This is a genomic window from Candidatus Aminicenantes bacterium (assembly GCA_026393855.1).
Taxonomy (GTDB): domain Bacteria; phylum Acidobacteriota; class Aminicenantia; order Aminicenantales; family UBA4085; genus UBA4085.
The window spans coordinates 14172-32912 of record JAPKZJ010000087.1 but is presented as its reverse complement, the minus strand read 5'-3'; the positions used below and the strand labels follow the sequence as shown (position 1 = coordinate 32912).

Annotated in this window: 16 protein-coding genes; 7 read left to right on the top strand and 9 right to left on the bottom strand. The window is 65.1% G+C overall.

Annotation, left to right across the window (positions count from 1 at the left end; all coding sequences use genetic code 11):
• Nucleotides 1–142 precede the first annotated feature (142 nt).
• Together NTZ26_10460 and NTZ26_10455 are read left to right on the top strand one after the other, a co-directional pair.
• Nucleotides 143–1096 (top strand): hypothetical protein, encoded by a 954-nt coding sequence (locus tag NTZ26_10460; protein ID MCX6560918.1) that lies wholly within the window; start codon nucleotides 143–145, stop codon nucleotides 1094–1096.
• 373 nt (nucleotides 1097–1469) lie between these two features.
• Complete coding sequence (locus NTZ26_10455; protein MCX6560917.1) at nucleotides 1470–2831, top strand: Gfo/Idh/MocA family oxidoreductase; 1362 nt, start codon at nucleotides 1470–1472, stop codon at nucleotides 2829–2831.
• Between the two features lie 3 nt (nucleotides 2832–2834).
• Here the strand turns inward: NTZ26_10455 and NTZ26_10450 are convergent, their stop codons facing one another.
• Complete coding sequence (locus tag NTZ26_10450; protein ID MCX6560916.1) at nucleotides 2835–3215, bottom strand: hypothetical protein; 381 nt, start codon at nucleotides 3213–3215, stop codon at nucleotides 2835–2837.
• A gap of 89 nt (nucleotides 3216–3304) precedes the next feature.
• The gene (queA, locus tag NTZ26_10445; GenBank protein ID MCX6560915.1) at nucleotides 3305–4348 is read right to left on the bottom strand and encodes a tRNA preQ1(34) S-adenosylmethionine ribosyltransferase-isomerase QueA; all 1044 of its coding nucleotides are present in this window, start codon (nucleotides 4346–4348) and stop codon (nucleotides 3305–3307) included.
• 132 nt (nucleotides 4349–4480) lie between these two features.
• Between queA and NTZ26_10440 the strand changes: the two genes are divergently transcribed.
• The gene (locus NTZ26_10440; GenBank protein MCX6560914.1) at nucleotides 4481–5332 is read left to right on the top strand and encodes a methyltransferase domain-containing protein; all 852 of its coding nucleotides are present in this window, start codon (nucleotides 4481–4483) and stop codon (nucleotides 5330–5332) included.
• A 199-nt stretch (nucleotides 5333–5531) separates the two neighbouring features.
• Here NTZ26_10440 and ruvB read toward each other — a convergent pair whose 3' ends face one another.
• The 3 genes from ruvB to NTZ26_10425 are packed head-to-tail and all read right to left on the bottom strand — an operon-like array spanning nucleotide 5532 to nucleotide 8494.
• Nucleotides 5532–6587, bottom strand: coding sequence for a Holliday junction branch migration DNA helicase RuvB (gene ruvB, locus NTZ26_10435; protein ID MCX6560913.1), 1056 nt, complete (start codon nucleotides 6585–6587; stop codon nucleotides 5532–5534).
• Nucleotides 6584–7174, bottom strand: coding sequence for a Holliday junction branch migration protein RuvA (gene ruvA, locus NTZ26_10430; protein ID MCX6560912.1), 591 nt, complete (start codon nucleotides 7172–7174; stop codon nucleotides 6584–6586). Before ruvA ends, ruvB begins: the two co-directional genes overlap by 4 nt.
• A 60-nt stretch (nucleotides 7175–7234) precedes the next feature.
• Nucleotides 7235–8494 carry an OFA family MFS transporter gene (locus NTZ26_10425; protein MCX6560911.1) on the bottom strand — a complete coding sequence of 420 codons (1260 nt, stop codon included), beginning with the start codon at nucleotides 8492–8494 and terminating at the stop codon, nucleotides 7235–7237.
• A 121-nt stretch (nucleotides 8495–8615) separates the two neighbouring features.
• On the opposite strand from NTZ26_10425, the gene NTZ26_10420 reads away from it, so the two are divergent.
• The 4 genes from NTZ26_10420 to NTZ26_10405 all read left to right on the top strand — a co-directional run bounded on the left by NTZ26_10420 (nucleotide 8616) and on the right by NTZ26_10405 (nucleotide 15094).
• Nucleotides 8616–10910, top strand: a complete 2295-nt coding sequence (locus NTZ26_10420) for a DUF4838 domain-containing protein (GenBank protein ID MCX6560910.1) — start codon at nucleotides 8616–8618, stop codon at nucleotides 10908–10910.
• Nucleotides 10911–11062: 152 nt separating this feature from the next.
• On the top strand, nucleotides 11063–13243 hold the full coding sequence (locus NTZ26_10415) for an ATP-binding protein (GenBank protein ID MCX6560909.1): 2181 nt from the start codon (nucleotides 11063–11065) through the stop codon (nucleotides 13241–13243).
• A complete protein-coding gene (locus NTZ26_10410; protein ID MCX6560908.1) occupies nucleotides 13236–13679 on the top strand; it encodes a response regulator in 444 nt (147 codons plus the stop codon). Before NTZ26_10415 ends, NTZ26_10410 begins: the two co-directional genes overlap by 8 nt.
• Before the next feature lie 2 nt (nucleotides 13680–13681).
• Nucleotides 13682–15094, top strand: a complete 1413-nt coding sequence (locus tag NTZ26_10405) for a response regulator (GenBank protein MCX6560907.1) — start codon at nucleotides 13682–13684, stop codon at nucleotides 15092–15094.
• A 65-nt stretch (nucleotides 15095–15159) separates the two neighbouring features.
• On the opposite strand, the gene NTZ26_10400 is transcribed toward NTZ26_10405, so the two are convergent.
• The 4 genes from NTZ26_10400 to NTZ26_10385 are packed head-to-tail and all read right to left on the bottom strand — an operon-like array spanning nucleotide 15160 to nucleotide 18603.
• Nucleotides 15160–16440 (bottom strand): GMC family oxidoreductase N-terminal domain-containing protein, encoded by a 1281-nt coding sequence (locus tag NTZ26_10400; GenBank protein MCX6560906.1) that lies wholly within the window; start codon nucleotides 16438–16440, stop codon nucleotides 15160–15162.
• Nucleotides 16437–16985 (bottom strand): hypothetical protein, encoded by a 549-nt coding sequence (locus NTZ26_10395; GenBank protein ID MCX6560905.1) that lies wholly within the window; start codon nucleotides 16983–16985, stop codon nucleotides 16437–16439. The genes NTZ26_10400 and NTZ26_10395 overlap by 4 nt, the downstream gene beginning before the upstream one ends.
• Complete coding sequence (locus NTZ26_10390; GenBank protein MCX6560904.1) at nucleotides 16982–17404, bottom strand: hypothetical protein; 423 nt, start codon at nucleotides 17402–17404, stop codon at nucleotides 16982–16984. The genes NTZ26_10395 and NTZ26_10390 overlap by 4 nt, the downstream gene beginning before the upstream one ends.
• Nucleotides 17401–18603, bottom strand: coding sequence for a radical SAM protein (locus NTZ26_10385; GenBank protein ID MCX6560903.1), 1203 nt, complete (start codon nucleotides 18601–18603; stop codon nucleotides 17401–17403). The genes NTZ26_10390 and NTZ26_10385 overlap by 4 nt, the downstream gene beginning before the upstream one ends.
• Nucleotides 18604–18741 lie beyond the last annotated feature (138 nt).

The window sequence follows — 18741 nt, the reverse complement described above, 5'->3', positions numbered from 1 at the left end:
GACCGCTCGATTCCTCCGGCGGCCGCGGCCTAGTCCGGTCAGGAGTACGAACATGATGCAGTCGAGGACATTAGCGGCGTGGGCTTTGATTTTTGGGTTTCTAGGCACCGGGGCCGTCGCGCGCCAAGCAGGGCGATTCCCCATGCTCAAGGGCCCTTACCTCGGACAGCCGCTCCCGGGCGACACGCCCATGCCGTTCGCTCCTGGAGTCGTCTCCTGCGGCCTGTTCACACGCGACATCACCTGGACGCCGGACGGGAAGGAGCTCTATTTCTCGGTCTCGGCCTTTGGCTTCAACCTGGTTTTTCAAACTCGGATCGCCGACGGCGTCTGGACCGAGCCGGCGCCGGCGTCGTTCTCCCGCGACGCGCGGTATTTGACTTATGAGCCGCATGTCGCGCCGGACGGGAAGCGCTTATTCTTTCTGTCCGACAAGCCGTTGACCGAGGGGGGCGAGCGCAACCAGAACATCTGGGCCGTGGACCGGGCGGGCGACGGCTGGGGCGAACCCCATGTCGTCGGGGGCACGGTCAGCACGGAGGATGCCGAGTATTTCCCCTCGACGACCCGCGATGGAACGCTCTATTTCACCCGTATGCCCAAGGGCGAGCGGACGAACTGGATCTACCGGGCCCGACGCCAAGGCGACGGTTATGGCCCGGCCGAAAAGCTCCCTCCTGAGGTCAATTGCGGGACGAATCGATTCAACGCCTGGATTGATCCCGACGAGCGGTTCATTATCGTGCCTGCGGCTGGAATGCCCGATACGATCGGCTCTACGGATTACTACATCGTCTTTTGCAACTTCCGGGACGAATGGAGCCGGCCGGTCAACCTCGGCCCGGCCGTCAATACGACCGGCGGGCAGGAGTTCTCGCCCGCTCTGTCGCCGGACGGCAAGTTCTTTTTTTTTATGACGACGCGGCCCAATCCGGGGACGGCCGATCGGTTGACGAGGGGCGCCTATATGGAGCTGCAAGCAGCCCTGTCCCGGCCCGGGAACGGAAGCGCCACAGTCTATTGGATGAGCTCGGCCTTCCTGGAAAACCTCCGTCCATCGCCCGAGGGCCCGGCGTCCAACCCCGCCGAACGCTGATGGGAGAATCCTCCTCGCCTTCGCTGGCCGAGCCCGTTTGACCCCGCCACCCCGATTCATCGGCCCACGCTCCAAGAATCCGTAGCGGCGATCCAATTCGCTGGAGTCCGCAGCGAATCCCGAAAGCGGTTTCGGCGAAGCCGCGTCGCTCTGACATGGATTCGCAAAGGTACGCTTTTTTGTACCTAGACTGCCGCTGCGTCGCCGGCGTCGGGCCGCTGAGCCCGATCCCCGTCCCCCCTCGGTAGATCCCCCGATCGCGCCGGTTGCGGTCCGCGCGATGCCATCGCCGGTCCGCCTTGGCCGCCTTGGCCGTTGCATCGGGGCCTGGTTTTGAGTATGTTGGAGGCCAATCCCCGCACCGGAGGTCTCCATGTCCGACGATCTCAAAAACCCCAGCCGCCGCGAATTCCTGAAGACGGGCGCCGTCGCCTCGGTGGGCACGGCCCTGGCCGGCCTCTCGCTCCCGGGCCAGGCCGAAGCCCGGTCCGGCGGAGCCAGGTCGCAATTCAAAACGGCCCCGATTGAAACCGTTCGGGTCGGATTCGTCGGCGTCGGCGGGATGGGCTCGGCCCACGTCCAGAACTATATGAACATCGACGGCGTCGAGATCAAGGCCGTCTGCGACATCGTCCCGGCCAAGGTCGAGCGGGTCCAGAAATGGTGCACGGACGCCGGCCGGCCCAAGCCCGCGGGCTACTCCAACGGGCCGCGCGATTTCGAGCGGATGTGCGAGAAGGAGGATCTCGATTTGGTCATGACCGCCACCCCCTGGGAGTGGCATGTCCCCGTTTGCCTGGCGGCGATGAAGAGCGGCAAGCATGCCGTGACCGAGGTCCCCGCGGCGATGTTTCTGGATGACTGCTGGGCCCTGGTCGAGACGGCCGAAAAATACGGCAAGCACTGCCAGATGATGGAGAACTGCTGCTACGACCGGATCGAGCTGATGACCCTCAACCTAGTCCGGCAGGGAGTCCTGGGCGAGGTCTTGCACGCCGAGGCCGGCTACCTGCACGACCTGCGCGAGGTTAAGTTCTCCAAGGATGGCGAGGGGCTGTGGCGGCGGGCCTGGGCCCAGAAGCTCAACGGCAATCTCTATCCGACCCACGGCCTTGGCCCGGTGGCCCAGTGCCTGAACGTCAACCGCGGCGACGCCTTCGACGTGCTCGTCTCGATGAGCTCGCCCGGCCGGGGCCTGCAGGAATATGCCGTCGAAAAGTTCGGCCCCGATTCGCTCCAGGCCAAGGAAAAATATGTTCTAGGCGACGTCAATACCAGCCTGATCCGGACCAAGCTGGGCAAGACGATCATCCTCATCCACGACACCAATCTGCCCCGGCCCTATACCCGGATCAATCTGGTCCAGGGGACCAAGGGCCTGGCCCACAAATGGCCCGATCGGGTCTACGTCGAGGGCCGGGCCGCCAAGATGCACGAGTGGGACGATTTCGAGAAGTTCGCCGCCGAGTTCGAGCACCCGCTGTGGAAGGCCATCGCCTCCAAGGGCGAAGGCCGCGGCCACGGCGGCATGGATTACATCGAGGACTACCGGCTGATCCAATCCCTGCGCCAAGGCGAGCCGCTCGACCAGGATGTCTACGATGCGGCCGCCTGGAGCGCCGTCGTCGAAGCCAGCTGCCGAAGTGTCGCGGCCAAAGGCAAGCCGGTCGAGATCCCCGACTTCACCCGCGGGCTATGGAAGACCAACCCCCCGCTGGGGATCATCACCGCGTAGCGTCTAGAGCCTGGCGGCGATGGCGTCCACGGCCTTCTGAGGGGAGGCCGCGCCGAATTGGAATTCGATCTCCTCGCCGCTCTTCATCTTGAGCGCCAGGGCCTTGACGAATAGCGATTTCTTGACCGCTTGGGCTTGGCCGATCTCGATGAAGGGGATGGTCATATGGTTGTCGGTCCGAGCCAGGGCCTTGTGCCGCTCCCACCAGTTTCCGATCATGGCGGCGGCGTTCTCGGCCAGGGCCACTTCGGACCTGAAATGGACCCCCTGGTTTGTGACATGCAGCTTTCCAGCGAGTTTGGCCGAGTTCGGGCGCGGATCGCCCAAAAAAACGGACCAGGAACCGATTAGCTCTTCGCCTTGGGCCAGCCAAGATTCAGCCATGATCTCCTCCTTCGGGAACGGGCGGGTTCCCAGCGTACCATGTTCGGAATATAGCCTCCGGCCGACCCGTGTGTCAAGGCGCCGCCTTTTCACACAATCAGCATGCAGTCGCCGTAAGAAAAGAACCGATAGCGCTCTTTGACGGCTTCGCGGTAGGCGTCCAGAACGAGCTCGCGCCCGGCCAGGGCCGAGACGAGAAGCAGCAGCGTCGATCGAGGCAGGTGGAAGTTCGTCAGCAGGCGATCGACGATTTTGAATTCGAACCCGGGGGTGATGAATAAGGAGGTGGCTCCCGGACCCGGCCGGACCCGGCCCGAACGGCCGGCGCTTTCGAGCGTCCGGACGACGGTCGTGCCGACGGCGAGGACGGGCCGGGCCTCGGACTTGGCTCGGTCGATGGCGGCCGCGGCGGGCTCGGGCACGTCGTAGGATTCCTCGAGCATGCGATGGTCCTCGATCCTGTCCGTCCGCATCGGTTGGAAGGTGGCCAGCCCGACCCGGAGAGTCACCCGGGACGTCTCGACCCCCTTGGCCCGGATTCGCTCCAGGATCTCCGGCGTAAAATGGAGCCCTGCCGTCGGGGCGGCGATGGCGCCCTCGTTGACGGCGAAGACGGTCTGGTAGCGCTCGAGGTCGCGCTCCCGATCGGCCGGATCGGCCTTGGCCCGCTTGATGTAGGGAGGCAGGGGGGCGAACCCGACGCGCTTCAGCCTTCCCAGGACGTCGAGAACGGCGAAGCGCAGGAGCCGACGGCCTGCTTCGGCGGCCGGCCCCTCGGGCAGGGACGCCGTCCCCTTCAGGTCGTCGGCGAAAACGACTTCATCGCCGGGGCGAACGCGCCGGGCCGGCTTGCACAGGACGTCCCAGAGCCCGGGCTCGACTTCCTTCAAGAAGAGAAACTCGATCGTCGCTTGGCCCCGTTTTCCCCAGGCCTTGGCCGGGATGACCTTGGCGTCGTTGAGGACGACAAGTTCGTCGCCGCTTAGCAAGTCCGGAAAATCGCGGAATTCGCGGTGGGAGATCTGCCCCGTCCTCCGTTCGACGACCATCAGCCGCGAATCGTCGCGGCGGAGGGCCGGCCGCTGGGCGATCAGTTCCGCCGGCAGATCGAAGTCGAAATCCTGCATTCTCATAGGGGAGGTCCTTGAGCGGCGCGGCGCATGGGGCCAGGATAGCCGGAATGCGACTTCCGCCGCAAGGGGACTGAGATGACGTGCCTGTCGGGATGCGCTAAAATGAAGGGCGATCCCTCAAGTGAGTCATCGATGAGAACAACACGATCCCTTCGCGTCGCAGCTGCCCTGATCCTGCTGGCGATGCTCGCAGGAGCGATGGCCTGCCGGGCAGAAGCCCCCGAGCAGCCCGCCGAGCCGCCCGCGCCTATCGAAACGACCCTCCGCAACGTCACGGCCGAAACCGTTCATTACACCATTCGGGTCCTCTTCTCGAATGTCGGCCCGGTGACCCGCACCCTCGCTCCCGGCGCCGTGGACCGTTTCCCGAGCCGGACGTCGATGGACCTGGAGTTCAACAACGGCGATCATCTCAAGCTCTACCGGCTGGAGCCCGGCACGGCCCATTCCTTCAGGCTGGACGAGAACGGGCGGCTGGAAATGTTCAAGGGCGCGCACGGCCGGGCCGACGCCGCTGACCTGGCGCCTTTCGTGCCGACGCCCATGCCGGTGGTCGAGAAGATGCTCGCGGCGGCCGGGGTCGGGCCTCAAGACGTTATTTATGACATCGGCTGCGGCGACGGCCGCATCCTGATCACGGCCGCCCGCAAGTACGGCGCCCGCGGCGTCGGGGTCGACATCGTTCCCGAGCGGATCAAGGAATGCCTGGCCGGGGCCAAGGAGGCCGGAGTTGAGGGCTTGGTCGAGTTCCGCCTGCAGGATGCCATGACCTTGGACCTCTCCCCGGCGACGGTGGTCACCCTCTACCTGCTGCCGGAATCCAATCTTCTTCTGCGGCCCCGCATGGAGGCCCAACTTCGCCGGGGGACGCGGGTTGTGACCCACAACTATACGATCGAGGGCTGGGAGGCAAGGGGCGTCAAATCGGAATCCCTGACCGACGACGTCGGGACGGAGCACTCCGTCTACCTGTACGTCAAATAGGAGGCGGGCTAGTGTCCCGTCTCATAATTACCGATCCCATAATCTCCCTGGAGACGGGACACTTCCAGGGGGGAGACAAGCTCCCCCCTCGGCGCTCCGCTGACCCCCTGAGGGGGGCCTCGCCGCCCCCCTCATACTCCCCGGCGGTTGTGCGTCTAGCCTGCTTGGGACTTAGTCAATGAATTTCCGAGACGCCCAACTAGAACAGCTTCTTCTGCCCGACGGGCCGGCCCGCCGCCGGCTTCTCGCCCGGCCCTGCAAAGCCCAGGTGGCGCCAGGCTTTCTCGGTCAGCTTGCGGCCGCGCAACGTCCGCTCCAGGAAGCCGATCCGCATCAGGAAGGGCTCGTAGATGGACTCGATGGTGTCCTTGTCCTCGTCGATGGCCGCGGCGATGGTCGAAATGCCGACCGGCCCGCCGCCGAAGTTCTCGATGATCGTGGTCAGGATCTTGCGGTCCACGTCGTCGAGCCCGATCTCGTCGACCTCCATCATGTCCAGGGCGTAGCGGGCTTCCTGGCCGGTGATGACGCTGCCGCCGCGCACCTCGACATAATCGCGGACCCGCCGCAACAGCCGGTTGGCCACCCGGGGCGTCCCGCGAGATCGCAGGGCGATGGCCTCCGCGCCTTCCCCGTCCAGCTTAACCTTCATCAGCCCGGCCGAGCGCAGCAGGACGAGCTTGAGATCCTCGTCCCGGTAGTAATCCAGCCGGTGGATGATGCCGAAGCGGGAGCGCAGCGGCGCCGTGATGCGGCCGGCCCGGGTGGTGGCCCCGATCAGGGTGAATTTCTTCAGGGCCAGCTTGTGGCTCCGGGCGGCCGGGCCCTGGCCGATGACGATGTCCAGATGGAAATCCTCCATGGCCGAGTACATGATCTCCTCCACAGCCGGTTGGAGACGGTGGATTTCGTCGATGAACAGGATTTCCTTGGCCTGCATATTGGACAGGATGGCCGACAGGTCGCCGGCCCGCTCGATGACCGGGCCCGAAGTGGGCTTGATGCCGACCCCCATCTCTTTGGCCAGCAGGTAGGCCAGGCTCGTTTTGCCCAGCCCGGGCGGTCCGTAGAGCAGGACATGGTCGAGATGCTCGCCGCGCTTGCGGGCGGCGGCGATGAAGATCTTCAGGTTGGCCTTGATGGTGTCCTGGCCGATGAACTCGTCGAAGCTCCGCGGCCGGAGGCTGTCCTCAAAAAGGAGATCCTCCTTGGTCCGAACCGGGCTGAGGACGGCGGGAGTGCTCACGGGGCTCATAGCTTGGCCAGCTTCTTGAGGCATTCGCGGAGCAGCTTCTCGAAGCCCTCATCCTTGTCGCGATGGGCCCGCACGGTCTCCTCGACCACCCGCTCGATCTCCTTGCGCCGGAAGCCGAGGTTGAGCAGGGCCGAGACGAGGTCTTCGGCCTCTTGGGCGCTCTTCCCCCGCAGCAGGCTTTCCTTCTTCTCCAGCTTGTCGGCCAGCTCCATAGCGATGCGCAGCGCCGTCTTCTTGCCGATGCCCGGGACCTGGGAGAGGCGGGCCACGTCGGAGGCCCGGACGGCCTCGGCCAGCTCGTCCGTCCCGATCCCCGAGAGAACGGCCAGGGCCAGTTTGGGCCCGATGCCGGAGATGCCGATGAGCTTGAGAAAAAGATCCTTCTCTTCGGCCGTCCCGAAGCCGTAGAGCGAGAGCGAGGTGTCGGTCAGGTGGGTGTGGATGAGGAGCTCGATCGCAGAGCCCTCCTCGCCCAGCTTGAAGAAGGTGGACAGCGGAATCCCGGCCGCGTAGCCGACTCCGTGGCAGTCGACCACCACCTGGTGCGGTTCTTTGCGGAGAAGAGTTCCCTTGAGGTGCGCGATCATGCCGGGAGCATTGTAGACCAAAGCCCGTCGGGAAAGCAAAGCGCGGCCGGGAAACGCTCCCTATTCCTTCAGCCGGAGCGGCCGCGGGAACCGAGTCCCGGCCGCCAAAAGAGCGGCCACGAGCATCATCGTCCCGGCCGCCCGGAAGGCGGGCCCGTAGCTCCCGGCGGCGTCGGCGATGCGGCCGGCCAGGAGCGGGCCGATGACGCCGCCGATGCCCCAGGCGGTGAAAAGGATTCCGTAGTTGGCGCCCAGGTTTTTCGTCCCCCAGCGATCGGAGGCCGTCGCCGGGAAGAGCGAGAGGCAGGCCCCGTAGTTGAAGCCCGCCAGCGCGATCCCCAGGCCAAGTCCCGGCCCGGTGGTGAAGCGGTCGAAAAAGAACAGGACGGCCGCCTGAGCCATAAAGACGGCGACCGTGGTCCGATACCGGCCCAGCCGGTCCGATAGAAATCCCCCGACGACCCGCCCTCCGGCGTTGAAGAGAGCCAGCCAGCCGACGAAAAGAAAGCCGGCCGGGATCGTCCCTGACGATTGGACGGCGACTATGCGGGCCGCATGCCCGATGATCATCAGTCCCGCGGTTGCGGCGGCGACGAATTGGAGATAGAGGGAGGCGAAGCGGGGCGTCCGGATCATCTGTCGCCAGGTGCCGTCGGCCTCGGCGGGGAGACCGCCCGCGGACGGGTGAAGGGGGGACGCAGGGACGGGCATCCGGGCTGCAGGCGGATTGACCAGGAAGCGGGCGGAGATTCCGCCGATCGCCAGAAAGAGAATCCCCAGGGCGCGGAAGGCGCCGGCGATGCCGCGCCCGGCCAGCAGGAATTCGGTGAGGGGCGCCAGATAGACCGGAGCCAGCCCGAAGCCGGACACGACGATCCCGGTGATCAGTCCCTTTCGTTCGGGTCCGAACCACTTGACGGCGGCCGGAGTGGCGGAAGCGTAGCCGAGGCCGATGCCCGCGCCGGACAGAACGCCGAATCCCAGGAGGATCGCCGCCGGCGCATCCGGACGGCCCAGGCCGGCGACGAGGAGGCCCGCCCCGCAGAGAGCCGCCCCGGCCGTGGCGACGCGGCGCGGACCGAAGCGATCCTGCCAGCGGCCGGCCGGAACCATGACCAAGGCGAAGCAGGCGATGGCCATGGTGTAAGGCAGGGTGGCGGCCGTCCGCGACCAACCGAAGCCGCCGCCCGAGACGGGTTCGGCCAAGGCGCGGCCGATCAGGCTCCAGGCGAACAGCACGCCCATGGCCAGGTTGAGCCCCAGGCCGGCCGCGACGACGGTCCAGCCCCGATTCGCGCCGTTTCGCCGAGAGACGCCCATGGGCGAACGATCATAGCGGAGGGGCCCGGGGGAGTCAACGGAAGGCCCGGATGGCGATTGACGCCGGCCGGCATCATCGTATAAATAGAGTCAGCCCTCCCAGTCCAGGAGAAGAAGGCCCATGATGCTTCGATCCGGAGCCCGCTCGGTTTTCGCCCTCATCGCTTTCGCGTTTGCCGCCTCCGGCCTTTTCGCGGGCGGGCCGCGCGGCCAAGCCGCGGTCCCGGGATTCGCTCTGGTCCGGGACGGCCGCCCCGCTTGTGTCATCGCCCTGCCGCCGGGCGCCTCGGCCGCGGATCGGCGGGCGGCGGAGATCCTGCGGGAGTCCGTGCGCCGGATGACGGGGGCGGAGCTTCCGATCGTCGACAAGGCCAAGCCCGTCCCGGACGGCGAGATATGGATCGGGTACGGGCTGGGCGTCTATCCCGATTCCTTCCGTCCGGCCGCCGCCAGGCTGAAACCCGGAGGATACCTCGATGTCGTCTCCAACCGGGCCGTTTACATCCTCTCGGGCGGCGGCAAGGGCTCGATCTACGGCGTCGTTCATCTTCTGGAAAAATATTTCGGCTGCCGCAAATACAGCCCGACGGCCGACTTTTTCCCCGTTTCCGCGTCGCTGGCCTTGGGGCGCGTCTTCGATCTGGACAATCCGGCCAACGATTTTCGCTGCGTCAACGGCGACTTTGTCCAAGACCCAGACTATAGGGACTGGCTGCGGCTGGACGGAACCGAGGAGATGTTCGCCAAGGGCTATTATGTCCACACCTTCAACCGGCTTCTGCCTTGGGCCGAGTTCTTCGCCGATCATCCCGACTATTACGCCCTGATGAACGGCAAGCGCATTATCGACCAGCTCTGCCCCTCGCGGCCCGAAGTCTTCGACCTTCTGGCGGATCGGCTGGCGAAGGAGATGGCCGCCCAACCCGACCAGAAGGTCTGGTCGGTCAGCCAGAACGACAATTCTTCCTACTGCCGGTGCCCGGACTGCCTGAAAATCATCGCCGAAGAGGGGACGCCGGCCGGCCCGATCCTGAGGCTCGTCAACCGCCTGGCGGCCCGCTTCCCGGACAAGATCATCTCGACTCTGGCTTATCAGTTCTCCCGGCCCGCGCCCAGGGTGACGAAGCCGGCGGCCAACGTCCAGATCATGCTCTGCACGATCGAGCTTAATCGCAGCCTGCCGATCGCCGAGGATCCCTCCAGCGCCTCCTTCGTCCGCGACATAGAAGATTGGAGCCGGTTGACGAAGAATCTCTATCTCTGGGATTACACCGTCGATTTCGCCCACCAAGTCTCGCCCTTTCCCAACCTCCACGTCCTGCAGCCCAATCTGCGCTTCTTTGCCCGCAACGGCGCCCGGCAGCACTTTCAGCAGACCAACACCTCGCCGGGGCACGAGTTTTCGGAGCTCAAGGGTTGGATCCTGGCGAAGCTCCTCTGGAACCCCGACCTGGACGTCGACGCGGCGATCAACGATTTTCTGGCCGGGTATTACGGGACCGCGGCGCCTTTCATCCGCCACATCATCGATTCCTATCGGGAGGCCCTGGCCGTCTCGGGCGCCAAGCTCGACATCTATGAGCCGCCCAACGCCCACGCCGAAGGCTTTCTCTCGGCCGAGAGGGTCGCCGTCTACGACGCCGTCTTCGACCTGGCCGAGAAGGCCGTCGCTGCAGATCCCGAGCGCCTCCGCCGCGTCCGTGCCGCCCGGCTCCCGCTCCAATACGCCGAGCTCGAGATCGGCAAGGCCGACATGTTCGGCCCGCGCGGATTCTATGCCGAGGACCAGGGCCGGTTCGAGCCGCGGCCGGAGAAGGGCCGCCTTTTAGACGCCTTCTTCACCGCCTGCCTAGATGCCGGGGTGCGCAGCCTCAACGAGTCGGGCCTGGCCCCCAAGGCCTATTACGACGCCGTCCGCCGGTTCATCGACGTCCAAGTCGAGGGCAACCTGGCTTTTCGCCGCAAGGTCGAGGCCGATCCGGCCCCGGCGGCCAAATACGGCCGCGGCGACCTGGCTTTGCTCACCAACGGGGTGCGGGGGGCGGGCGATTATAAAGTTCATTGGCTGGGCTGGGAGGCGGCCGATTTCAGCCTCCGTCTGGACTTGGGCGAGGTGCGCCGGGTCCGTTCCATCGCCTTGAGCACACTCTACGACCCGAAAAGCTGGATCTTCCATCCCCGCCGGGTGACTTGCGAGGCGTCCGCGGACGGGGCCGAATGGCGGCCGATCGGCGTCACGGAGATCGACGGCGACCAACGGAGCGAGGCCTTGATCCGGAATTTCGAATGGATCGTGGACTTGGCCGGCGTCCGGTTCATCCGGTTCCGGGTCGAGGGAACCAAGGCCAATCCGAGCTGGCACCCTTCGGCCGGGGGCGCGTCCTGGGTCTTCGTCGACGAGATCGTCGTGCGATAGAATCGGCTCCGGGCCTCCGGCTCTCTGCCCCAGGGGCGGATTGACTCGGTCCCGGGGCCGGATTATACTCCACGCGTCAACTTGTGATGTCCGCTTCAAGGTTTCCGACTTCTCGCGCCGTCTCTCCAACGGATCGGTTCGAGACCGGATAGATGATAAAGCGCACGTTTTCCGGAAAGTCGAAACCCGGGGGAGCCGCGGGCTTTTTCGGGGGGTTTTTCTTCGCCTTTCTGCTCCTGGCGGCTGGGATCGCGGCGGCGGGCATATACTTCTTCCAGGGCCAGAAGCATCGTCTCGAGGCCGGCTATAAGCGCGATTTGGCCGCCATTGCCGCCTTGAAGTCTCACGAAATCGAAATGTGGCGGTACGAAAGGCTGGGCGACGCCGTCGCCCTTTCCGGCAATCCCTTCCTCGCCGCCCAGGCGGCTCGCTTCATTGCCAATCCGCGTTTGACCGGTTTAGCGAGCGAGCTCGGGACTTTTCTATCGAAGCTTTGCGATGTGTATCGATATCGATCGGCTTGGCTTCTGGATCCCGACGGCCGGGTTCTGATCCGGCGGGGCGGGAGGCCGGATGAGCCGCCGGGCGAACAAGCCTTGCGCCGAGCCCAAGCCATTGGAAAGACGGGGATCGCCGCCCTTGGAGACTTGGAGGAAGCGGCCTCCGATGGGGCCGTTCACATCGACGTTTTCGTCCCCCTCTCTCCGCCCTCTCCAACGGGCCCGGCCGTCGGGACGATCGTGCTGCGCTCCGATCCCGCCGACTTTCTTTACCCCCTGATTCAGACTTGGCCGACGCCCAGCCGCTCGGCGGAAACGCTTCTCGTCCGGCGCGAAGGCCAAGACGTTCTCTACCTCAACGAGCTGCGGCATCGCCGGAACACGGCTTTGCACCTGCGGATGTCGGGCGGAGACGTTAATCTGCCCGCGGCCATGGCCGTTCGGGGCACCGAAGGCGAGGTGGAGGGAATGGACTACCGGGGCGTCCCGGTTCTGTCCGCGATCCGAAGAATTCCGGATTCGCCTTGGTTCCTGATCGCCAAAGTCGATCTGGCCGAGATCAGGGCCCCTCTCCGCCGGGAGGGATTCCTCATGGCCAGCCTCTGCCTGGTCCTGATCGCCGCGGCGGGGCTGGGCTTGAGTTGGCTCGAACGGCGCGAGCGGGCCGAGTACCACCGCCGAGCGGAAGCCGAGATCCAAAAAAGGAACGAGGTCCTGCGGGGCGTCCAAGAAAGCACGGAAGCCCTGATTTTTTCGCTGGACCGTGACTTTCGCTACACCAGCTTCAACAGCGGCCATGCCGCGGCCATGAAGGCCCTCTATGGAAAGGACATCCGGCCGGGGATGTGGTTCTACGACGCCATGACCGTGGCCGAAGACCGGAAAGCGGCCCGGGCCAATCTGGAGCGCGTCTTGCGGGGCGAGAGCATTACCGACGAATCGTTCTCGGGCGATGATGAGCTCTTCCGGCGCTATTTCCAGGTCACCCACAATCCCATCCGGAGCGAGGCCGGCGATATCGTGGGGGTCGTGGTTGTCTCCCGCGACATCACGGCTAGGAAAAGCGTTGAGGAAGCGGTCCGGCGGCTCAACGCCGACCTGGAACGGCGGGTCACCGAGCGGACGGCTCAGCTCGAAGCGGCCAACGCGGAGCTCGAGGCCTTCAGCTACTCCGTCTCCCACGACTTGCGGGCGCCGCTTCGAATCATTGACGGCTTCAGCCAGGCCGTCCTGGAGGAACAGGATCGGAGCTTGAACGAGGAAGGCCGCGTCTTTCTGCGCCGGATCCGGGCCAATGTCCAAGCCATGGGGAATCTCATCGACGACATGCTCAATCTGGCTCGGGTGACCAAAGCCGATCTGCGCGTCGAGGACGTCGACTTAAGCCGGCTGGCGGAGTCGGCGGCCGCTGCGCTGGCTGGGGCCTGGCCTCAGCGGACGGTTGACGTCGTTATCGCCCCCGGCCTGACCGCCCGCGGCGACGTGCGCCTCCTGCAGGCGGCACTGGAGAACCTGATCGAGAATGCCTGGAAGTTCACCTCAAAGCGTTCCGACGCCCGGATAGAGTTCGGGTCCGAGGCCGTCGAGGGGACGACCGCTTTTTTCGTCCGCGACAACGGCGTCGGATTCGACATGGCTTATGCCGGGAAGCTGTTCGCCCCCTTCCAGCGCCTGCACGCAAAGGACGAATTCCCCGGCACAGGAGTCGGCCTGGCTACGGTCCAGCGGATCGTCCGCCGCCATGGCGGCCGGGTCTGGGCCGAAGGGGTTGTCGATCAGGGGGCCGTTTTCTATTTCACCCTCGATATCGGAAAAGAGAGGCGCCATGAGTGAAAAAAGCATCTTGTTGGTCGAGGACAACCCGGACGACGTGGTCTTGACGCTGCGATCGCTCAAGAAAAACAACATCACGAACCAGGTCGTGGTCGTGAATGACGGGGTTGAGGCGCTGGCCCACTTGTTCGGCTCAGGGGCCGAGGGCGAGGCTCTTCCGACCTTGCCCGTCGTCGTCCTCCTCGACATCAAGCTACCCAAGGTGGACGGATTGGAGGTCCTCAAACGCCTGCGGGCCGAGGAGCGGACCAAGCTCCTGCCCGTGGTCATCCTGACCTCGTCCAAGGAGGAGCGCGACATTTTAAACGGGTACAAGCTGGGCGCCAACAGCTATGTCCGCAAGCCCGTGGACTTCGACCAGTTCAACGAAGCCATCAAGCATCTGGGGCTGTACTGGCTGCTCTTGAACGAATCGCCGCCGCTGAAAGAAGGTTGACTTTGTCCGATTCAGTCCGAATTCTACTGGTCGAGGATTCCGAGGACGACGCCGTCCTCATCATCCGCAAGCTGAAGGCGGATGGCTTGGACCCGGATTGGATTCGGGTGGAAGAGGCCGGGGGGCTGCGGAACGCTTTGCGGCAGCGGGCCTGGGACATCGTTCTGGCGGACTATGCTCTGCCCCATTTCAGCGGCACCGCAGCCTTGGCCTTGATCAAAGAGACGGGCCTGGATATCCCCGTGATTCTCGTCTCGGGGACTATCGGCGAGGACATCGCCATCGAGGCCATGCGGGCGGGCGCCGTCGATTACATCATGAAGGACAAGCCGGGTCGGCTGGCCCCCTCCATCCGGCGGGAGATGGCGGAAGCTCGGAACCGTCGGGAGAAGAGGCGGGCCGACGAGGACCTGCACGAGTCCGCCCTCCGCTGGAAATCGACTTTCGACGCCATCACCGACGCCATCTGCCTGCTCGACGCCGACGGGCGAATGCTCCAATGCAACAAGGCCCATCAGCGGTTTCTGAACAAGCCCGAAGCCGAGATCATTGGGGAAAAATGCCACCGGATGGTCCATGGCCTGGAAAGCTTCTTACCCGACTGCCCGTTCCAGAGAATGCTGGCCTCGAAGAGCCACGAGGAGGCCGAAGTCTTCGAACAAGGCCGCTGGATGTATGTGGCGGTCGATCCGATCCTGGATGAGAGCGGCGTCTTGACCGGCGCCGTCCATATCATGGCCGATGTCAGCCCGCGCAAGAAGGCCGAAGCGCTCGTCCAAGCCTCCCTGCGGGAGAAGGAGATCCTCCTGCGGGAGGTCCATCACCGGGTCAAAAACAACATGCAGATCATGGTCAGCCTGCTCAACCTGCAGGCCCGGAGCCTCAAGGACCCGATCCAGGCCGAGCTCCTCAAGGAGAGCCAAAGCCGGATCCGGACGATGTCCATCGTCCATGAAAAGCTCTATCGATCGGGCGACTTGTCGCGGATCGATTTCGCCGACTACATTGAGAGCCTGGCCGTCCACTTGTTCCAATTCCTGGCCGTCGATTTGCGCCGCATCAGTCTGCGGCGGGAGACGGAGGCGATCCTCCTGGACATCAACAATGCCATTCCCTGCGGGCTGATCGTCAACGAGCTCGTCTCCAACTCCATCAAGCATGGCTTCCCCGATGGGCGGGTCGGCGAGGTCATGATCAAATTTCAACGCCTGCAGGACGGCCGGCTGCTTCTGGCGGTCCGGGACGACGGCGCCGGATTCCCCGCCGGCCTTGATTATCGGGCGGCGGAATCGATGGGCTTACAGCTCGTCAATCTCCTGGTCGGACAGTTGGACGGGACTCTTGAATTGATCCGGGACGGCGGCACCGAGTTCCGGATCGTTTTTGTCGAACAGATCCCGAAGCCGCGGGTTTAAGGCGACTCACGACCGAGGCAAGGCGAGGGCGGCCGGGGGAGCGGCGTGAATCGGCGCCCGGCTCCTTACGAAGGAATCTTACGGGCTACCGCTTTGGCCAGGGCCAGGATGGTCAGGATGGGGGGGCGGCCGAGCGCGGCGGGCAAGAGTGAGGCGTCGACGAGGAAGACGTTGCCCGGCAGGCGATCGTGATGGAATGTTTTGGCTTCGGCCCGGGTGAGCGGATACATCCCTCCGGGATGCCCGGCGTTGAGGGTGCCGAGGAACAAGCGGTTCTTGGGGATGCCCAAACGACCGAATAGCTCCTCGCAAAGCCCTGTCGCCTCCGCCAACTTGGCCCGGTCCTCCGGGGTCAGCGTTTTGCGCAGGCGCCGTCTTTCGATTGAGCCCCGGCCTTGATCGGCCAGCTTGATCATCAGACTCAGGATATCCCCGGCCGGTGCGGTCCAGCGCCGGTTGAAAAAATAGCTGAGATGATCGAAATAGGGCGAGATCATATAGCCGTCTCGCTGGGCATAGAACGGCATCGGAAGCTCCGCGTTCTGGCCCGCCCCCGGACGGCGGGCTGCGACGCAGAGGACCGGGTCGACGAAAAGCCGGGGTTCGCCCGGGAATCCGGACGCGGCGAGGATGACCGGGGTTCCCAACCCCCCCGCCGCCAGGACCGTGACATCCGCGGGCATGAATCGGCTCCGGAGGCCCCTGCGAACCCGGACTCCGGCCGCTTCGCCCCCCCGCATCTCGAGACGCTCGACATGGGCGCCGGTTTCCAGCTTCGCGCCTTTGGCCAGCGCATCCTTCAGGAATTCGCGGCTGTCCCATTTGACGCCGTACGGACAGCCCAGGACGCAGCGGCCGCAATTGCGGCAGTGCTCATGGCGGCCCATTTTCGGCGTCGGACGGGGATCCAGGCCCATGGCTTCGGCGGCGGCGAAAAGTTCCCGCGTCGTCCGCCGCCAGAGCCGGCGGTGATCCGTCGTGATCGGCACCTCCCGTCCGAGGTCATCGAACTCCGGGCCCAGATCGATCCCCAAGGCCTTGAGGTCGTGGTCCAAGCGAAGGCCGTTGCCCGTCGCCAATGTCGTCGTTCCGCCCGTCCCGATGCCTCGGACGTGGATCATCCCGTCCCCGGCCCGATCGATCTTCATGGCCGGAAAGAGAAGCGAGATCTCCCGGACGTCGAAGAGCAGCCGAGCCCGCTTGGCGGCCGTGGGGATTCGAAGGCTCCAGCCGAACGGCCGGAATTCGGGCCCGGCTTCGAGGATCGTGACGTTAAAGCGGCCCTGAAGCTCGCGGGCGGCCGCGGCCCCTCCGGCCCCGCTCCCGACGACGATAGCGGTCTTCAAGGGAGCGACTCCGGAAAATCGAATTGGGCTCGGCAGGCCTCGGCTCCCTCGGTCAGTCTGGACGTGAAGGCCAGCCGCCCCCCGCCGGCCAAGCCGACGAGGAGGCCCTCATCCAGGGCGGCGATCGTCCGACAGGTCGCCGGCGAATAGGTCTCGGCGAACGAACAGGCCGTCATGCGAATCCCGCCTGACGCGGAGGCTGCGAAATCGATCCGGATCGAGCGATAGAGAAGGCGGGCCGCCCGCAGGACGTCGGCCCGGGTTCGGACGCCGAGGACGGACCCAAGCCGCCGGCCGAACGAGACGGATTCCTCCCGCAGCCTTGCTTCGGCCCGAGCCCGGGCCGGCGGGTCGGCCTGGAGGCCGGCCGCCTTCTCCTGGGTGAAGCGGGCGAAGGCGAGCCGAGCGGGTTCGCCGGAAAGACCACTCAAGTTCGGCGCGGACGATTCGAAAGCCCTGGCTGTCCGCTCGGCCAGCTCGAGAAAAAACCTCTCGCGGACGACGCGCGGGAGCCACAGCGCGGCGAGCCGCAGGCGCAGGCTCATGATCTCGCGGCGGCGGGGCTTTTCCGGACCGATCGGTAGATCAGGAAGGCGAACAGCCCGAGGGCTCCGTCCACGATGCCGTTGGCCAGGTAGACGAAGGCTCTCTGATGGAAGAAAAACAGCCCGATCGAAAGCAGGCTGGACGCGCCCTTGGCTTGGCTCAGGAGAAGGGCATAGGCCGGATTCCCGGGCTGCCGAACCATCATGAAGGACAGGATGGTCACGACGGCCATATAGCCGACGGCCAGGGCGAGGTAGAACCCGGCGCCTGCGAGCGGCGCTTCGGGCAGTCCGAACGAACGGCCGAGCGAATTCATGAGCCGCAAGACGGCGTCCGGGCTGAAGAGGAAGATCGTCCCGACTCCGGCAAAAGTCAGACCGCAAGCGATTCCGGCCGCTCGAATCATCTTGGGACTCATGTGGAACTCCTTCGGCTTCGATCGAGAAGCCCGACGAATCGCCCCGGGGCCTCGGGATGGATTTCCTTGACCAGCTCCCGCGAGGCTGAGGGCGCGATCGGCAGGCCGGCTCCGGCCCGGCTCCGCAACAGGCCCTGGTTGCGGAGCATGAAGCAATCTTCGCCGGGGGCGAACGACGAGCGCATGTCGTCCCAGATCGCGGCGAGAGGCGTCTGGCGGACGTTGCCGAACGAAAGCGGTGCGAAGACACAGGGGCTGACCTCGCCGAAGGCGTCGACATAGATCATCTTCGTCCCGGCGTTGCAGCCGAAATGGGCGCCGGCTTCGAAATGTCCCAGGTAGTTGACGGTCATTCGGGCCGACCGGTTCCAGCGATCCTGTAGACGGATCAGGCTTCGGCGTTCCTCGGCGGTGGCGATGGCGGCCGGATCGGACGGGCCTTGGAGCGATGGCTTCATCTCGCTCAACCAGGCCTCGTCGAGGCCCAGGCCGTTCAGGAATTCCAGAAACGGCTCGACGCCGTCGCTTCGGATCATCCCGGTCGAAAGGACGGCCGAGACTCCGGTATGAAGGCCGGCCTCCTTGAACATTCCGATGGCCCGCATGGCCGCGTTGAAGGCACCCGGATATCCCCGGATGGCGTCGTGCTTTTCGGCCGTCCCATGGTCCAAACTGACCGAGACCGAGAAGAGCCCGGCGCGCCGGAGGTCGTCGGCCAGGGCTGGGGTCAGCCCCATCCCGGTCGTGAACAGCTTGACGGCGCAGTCCGGGGATGCCACGGCTGTCAGATCCACGATCTCGCGGTTGAGCAACGGCTCGCCGCCGGTCAGCCCGAGCCAGAAGACGCCGAGAGCCTTCAAGTCGGAGATCGTCCGCCGGAGGGTTGCTGCGTCCATGGCCACGCCTTGACGGCCCTTGTTGTAGCAGTAGGCGCAGTGCTGGGGGCAGGCATCGGTCAGTCCGATCTGGGCGTGGGAAGGCCCCCGGCTACCGCCCAGCAGATGCTCGCGCACGAAGCGGCCGTAGGCCCGGCTGTTGAGCGGGGGGAGATGGGAATGAAGAATGACATGCCCGCCGACCCGTCGCGGCCGAAACTTCATCATATAGCGGAGCAGAAATCGATTGACGGAGGGGCGGGCCCGCAGGATGGCGGGATGGCGAATGACGCTGGCGGCGAGAACGGGGAGGGGATGTGACATGTCCGGGGCTTTTCCTCGTCCTTATTATACGCAGGAAGCGGAGACAAGTTTAGGCGTTTTTCCCATGAAAGCCTTGTTTTTTGGAAGGAATCCTGTATAATGACGATTCTTGCTTCGCCTGATATCCCCCGAAGGAAA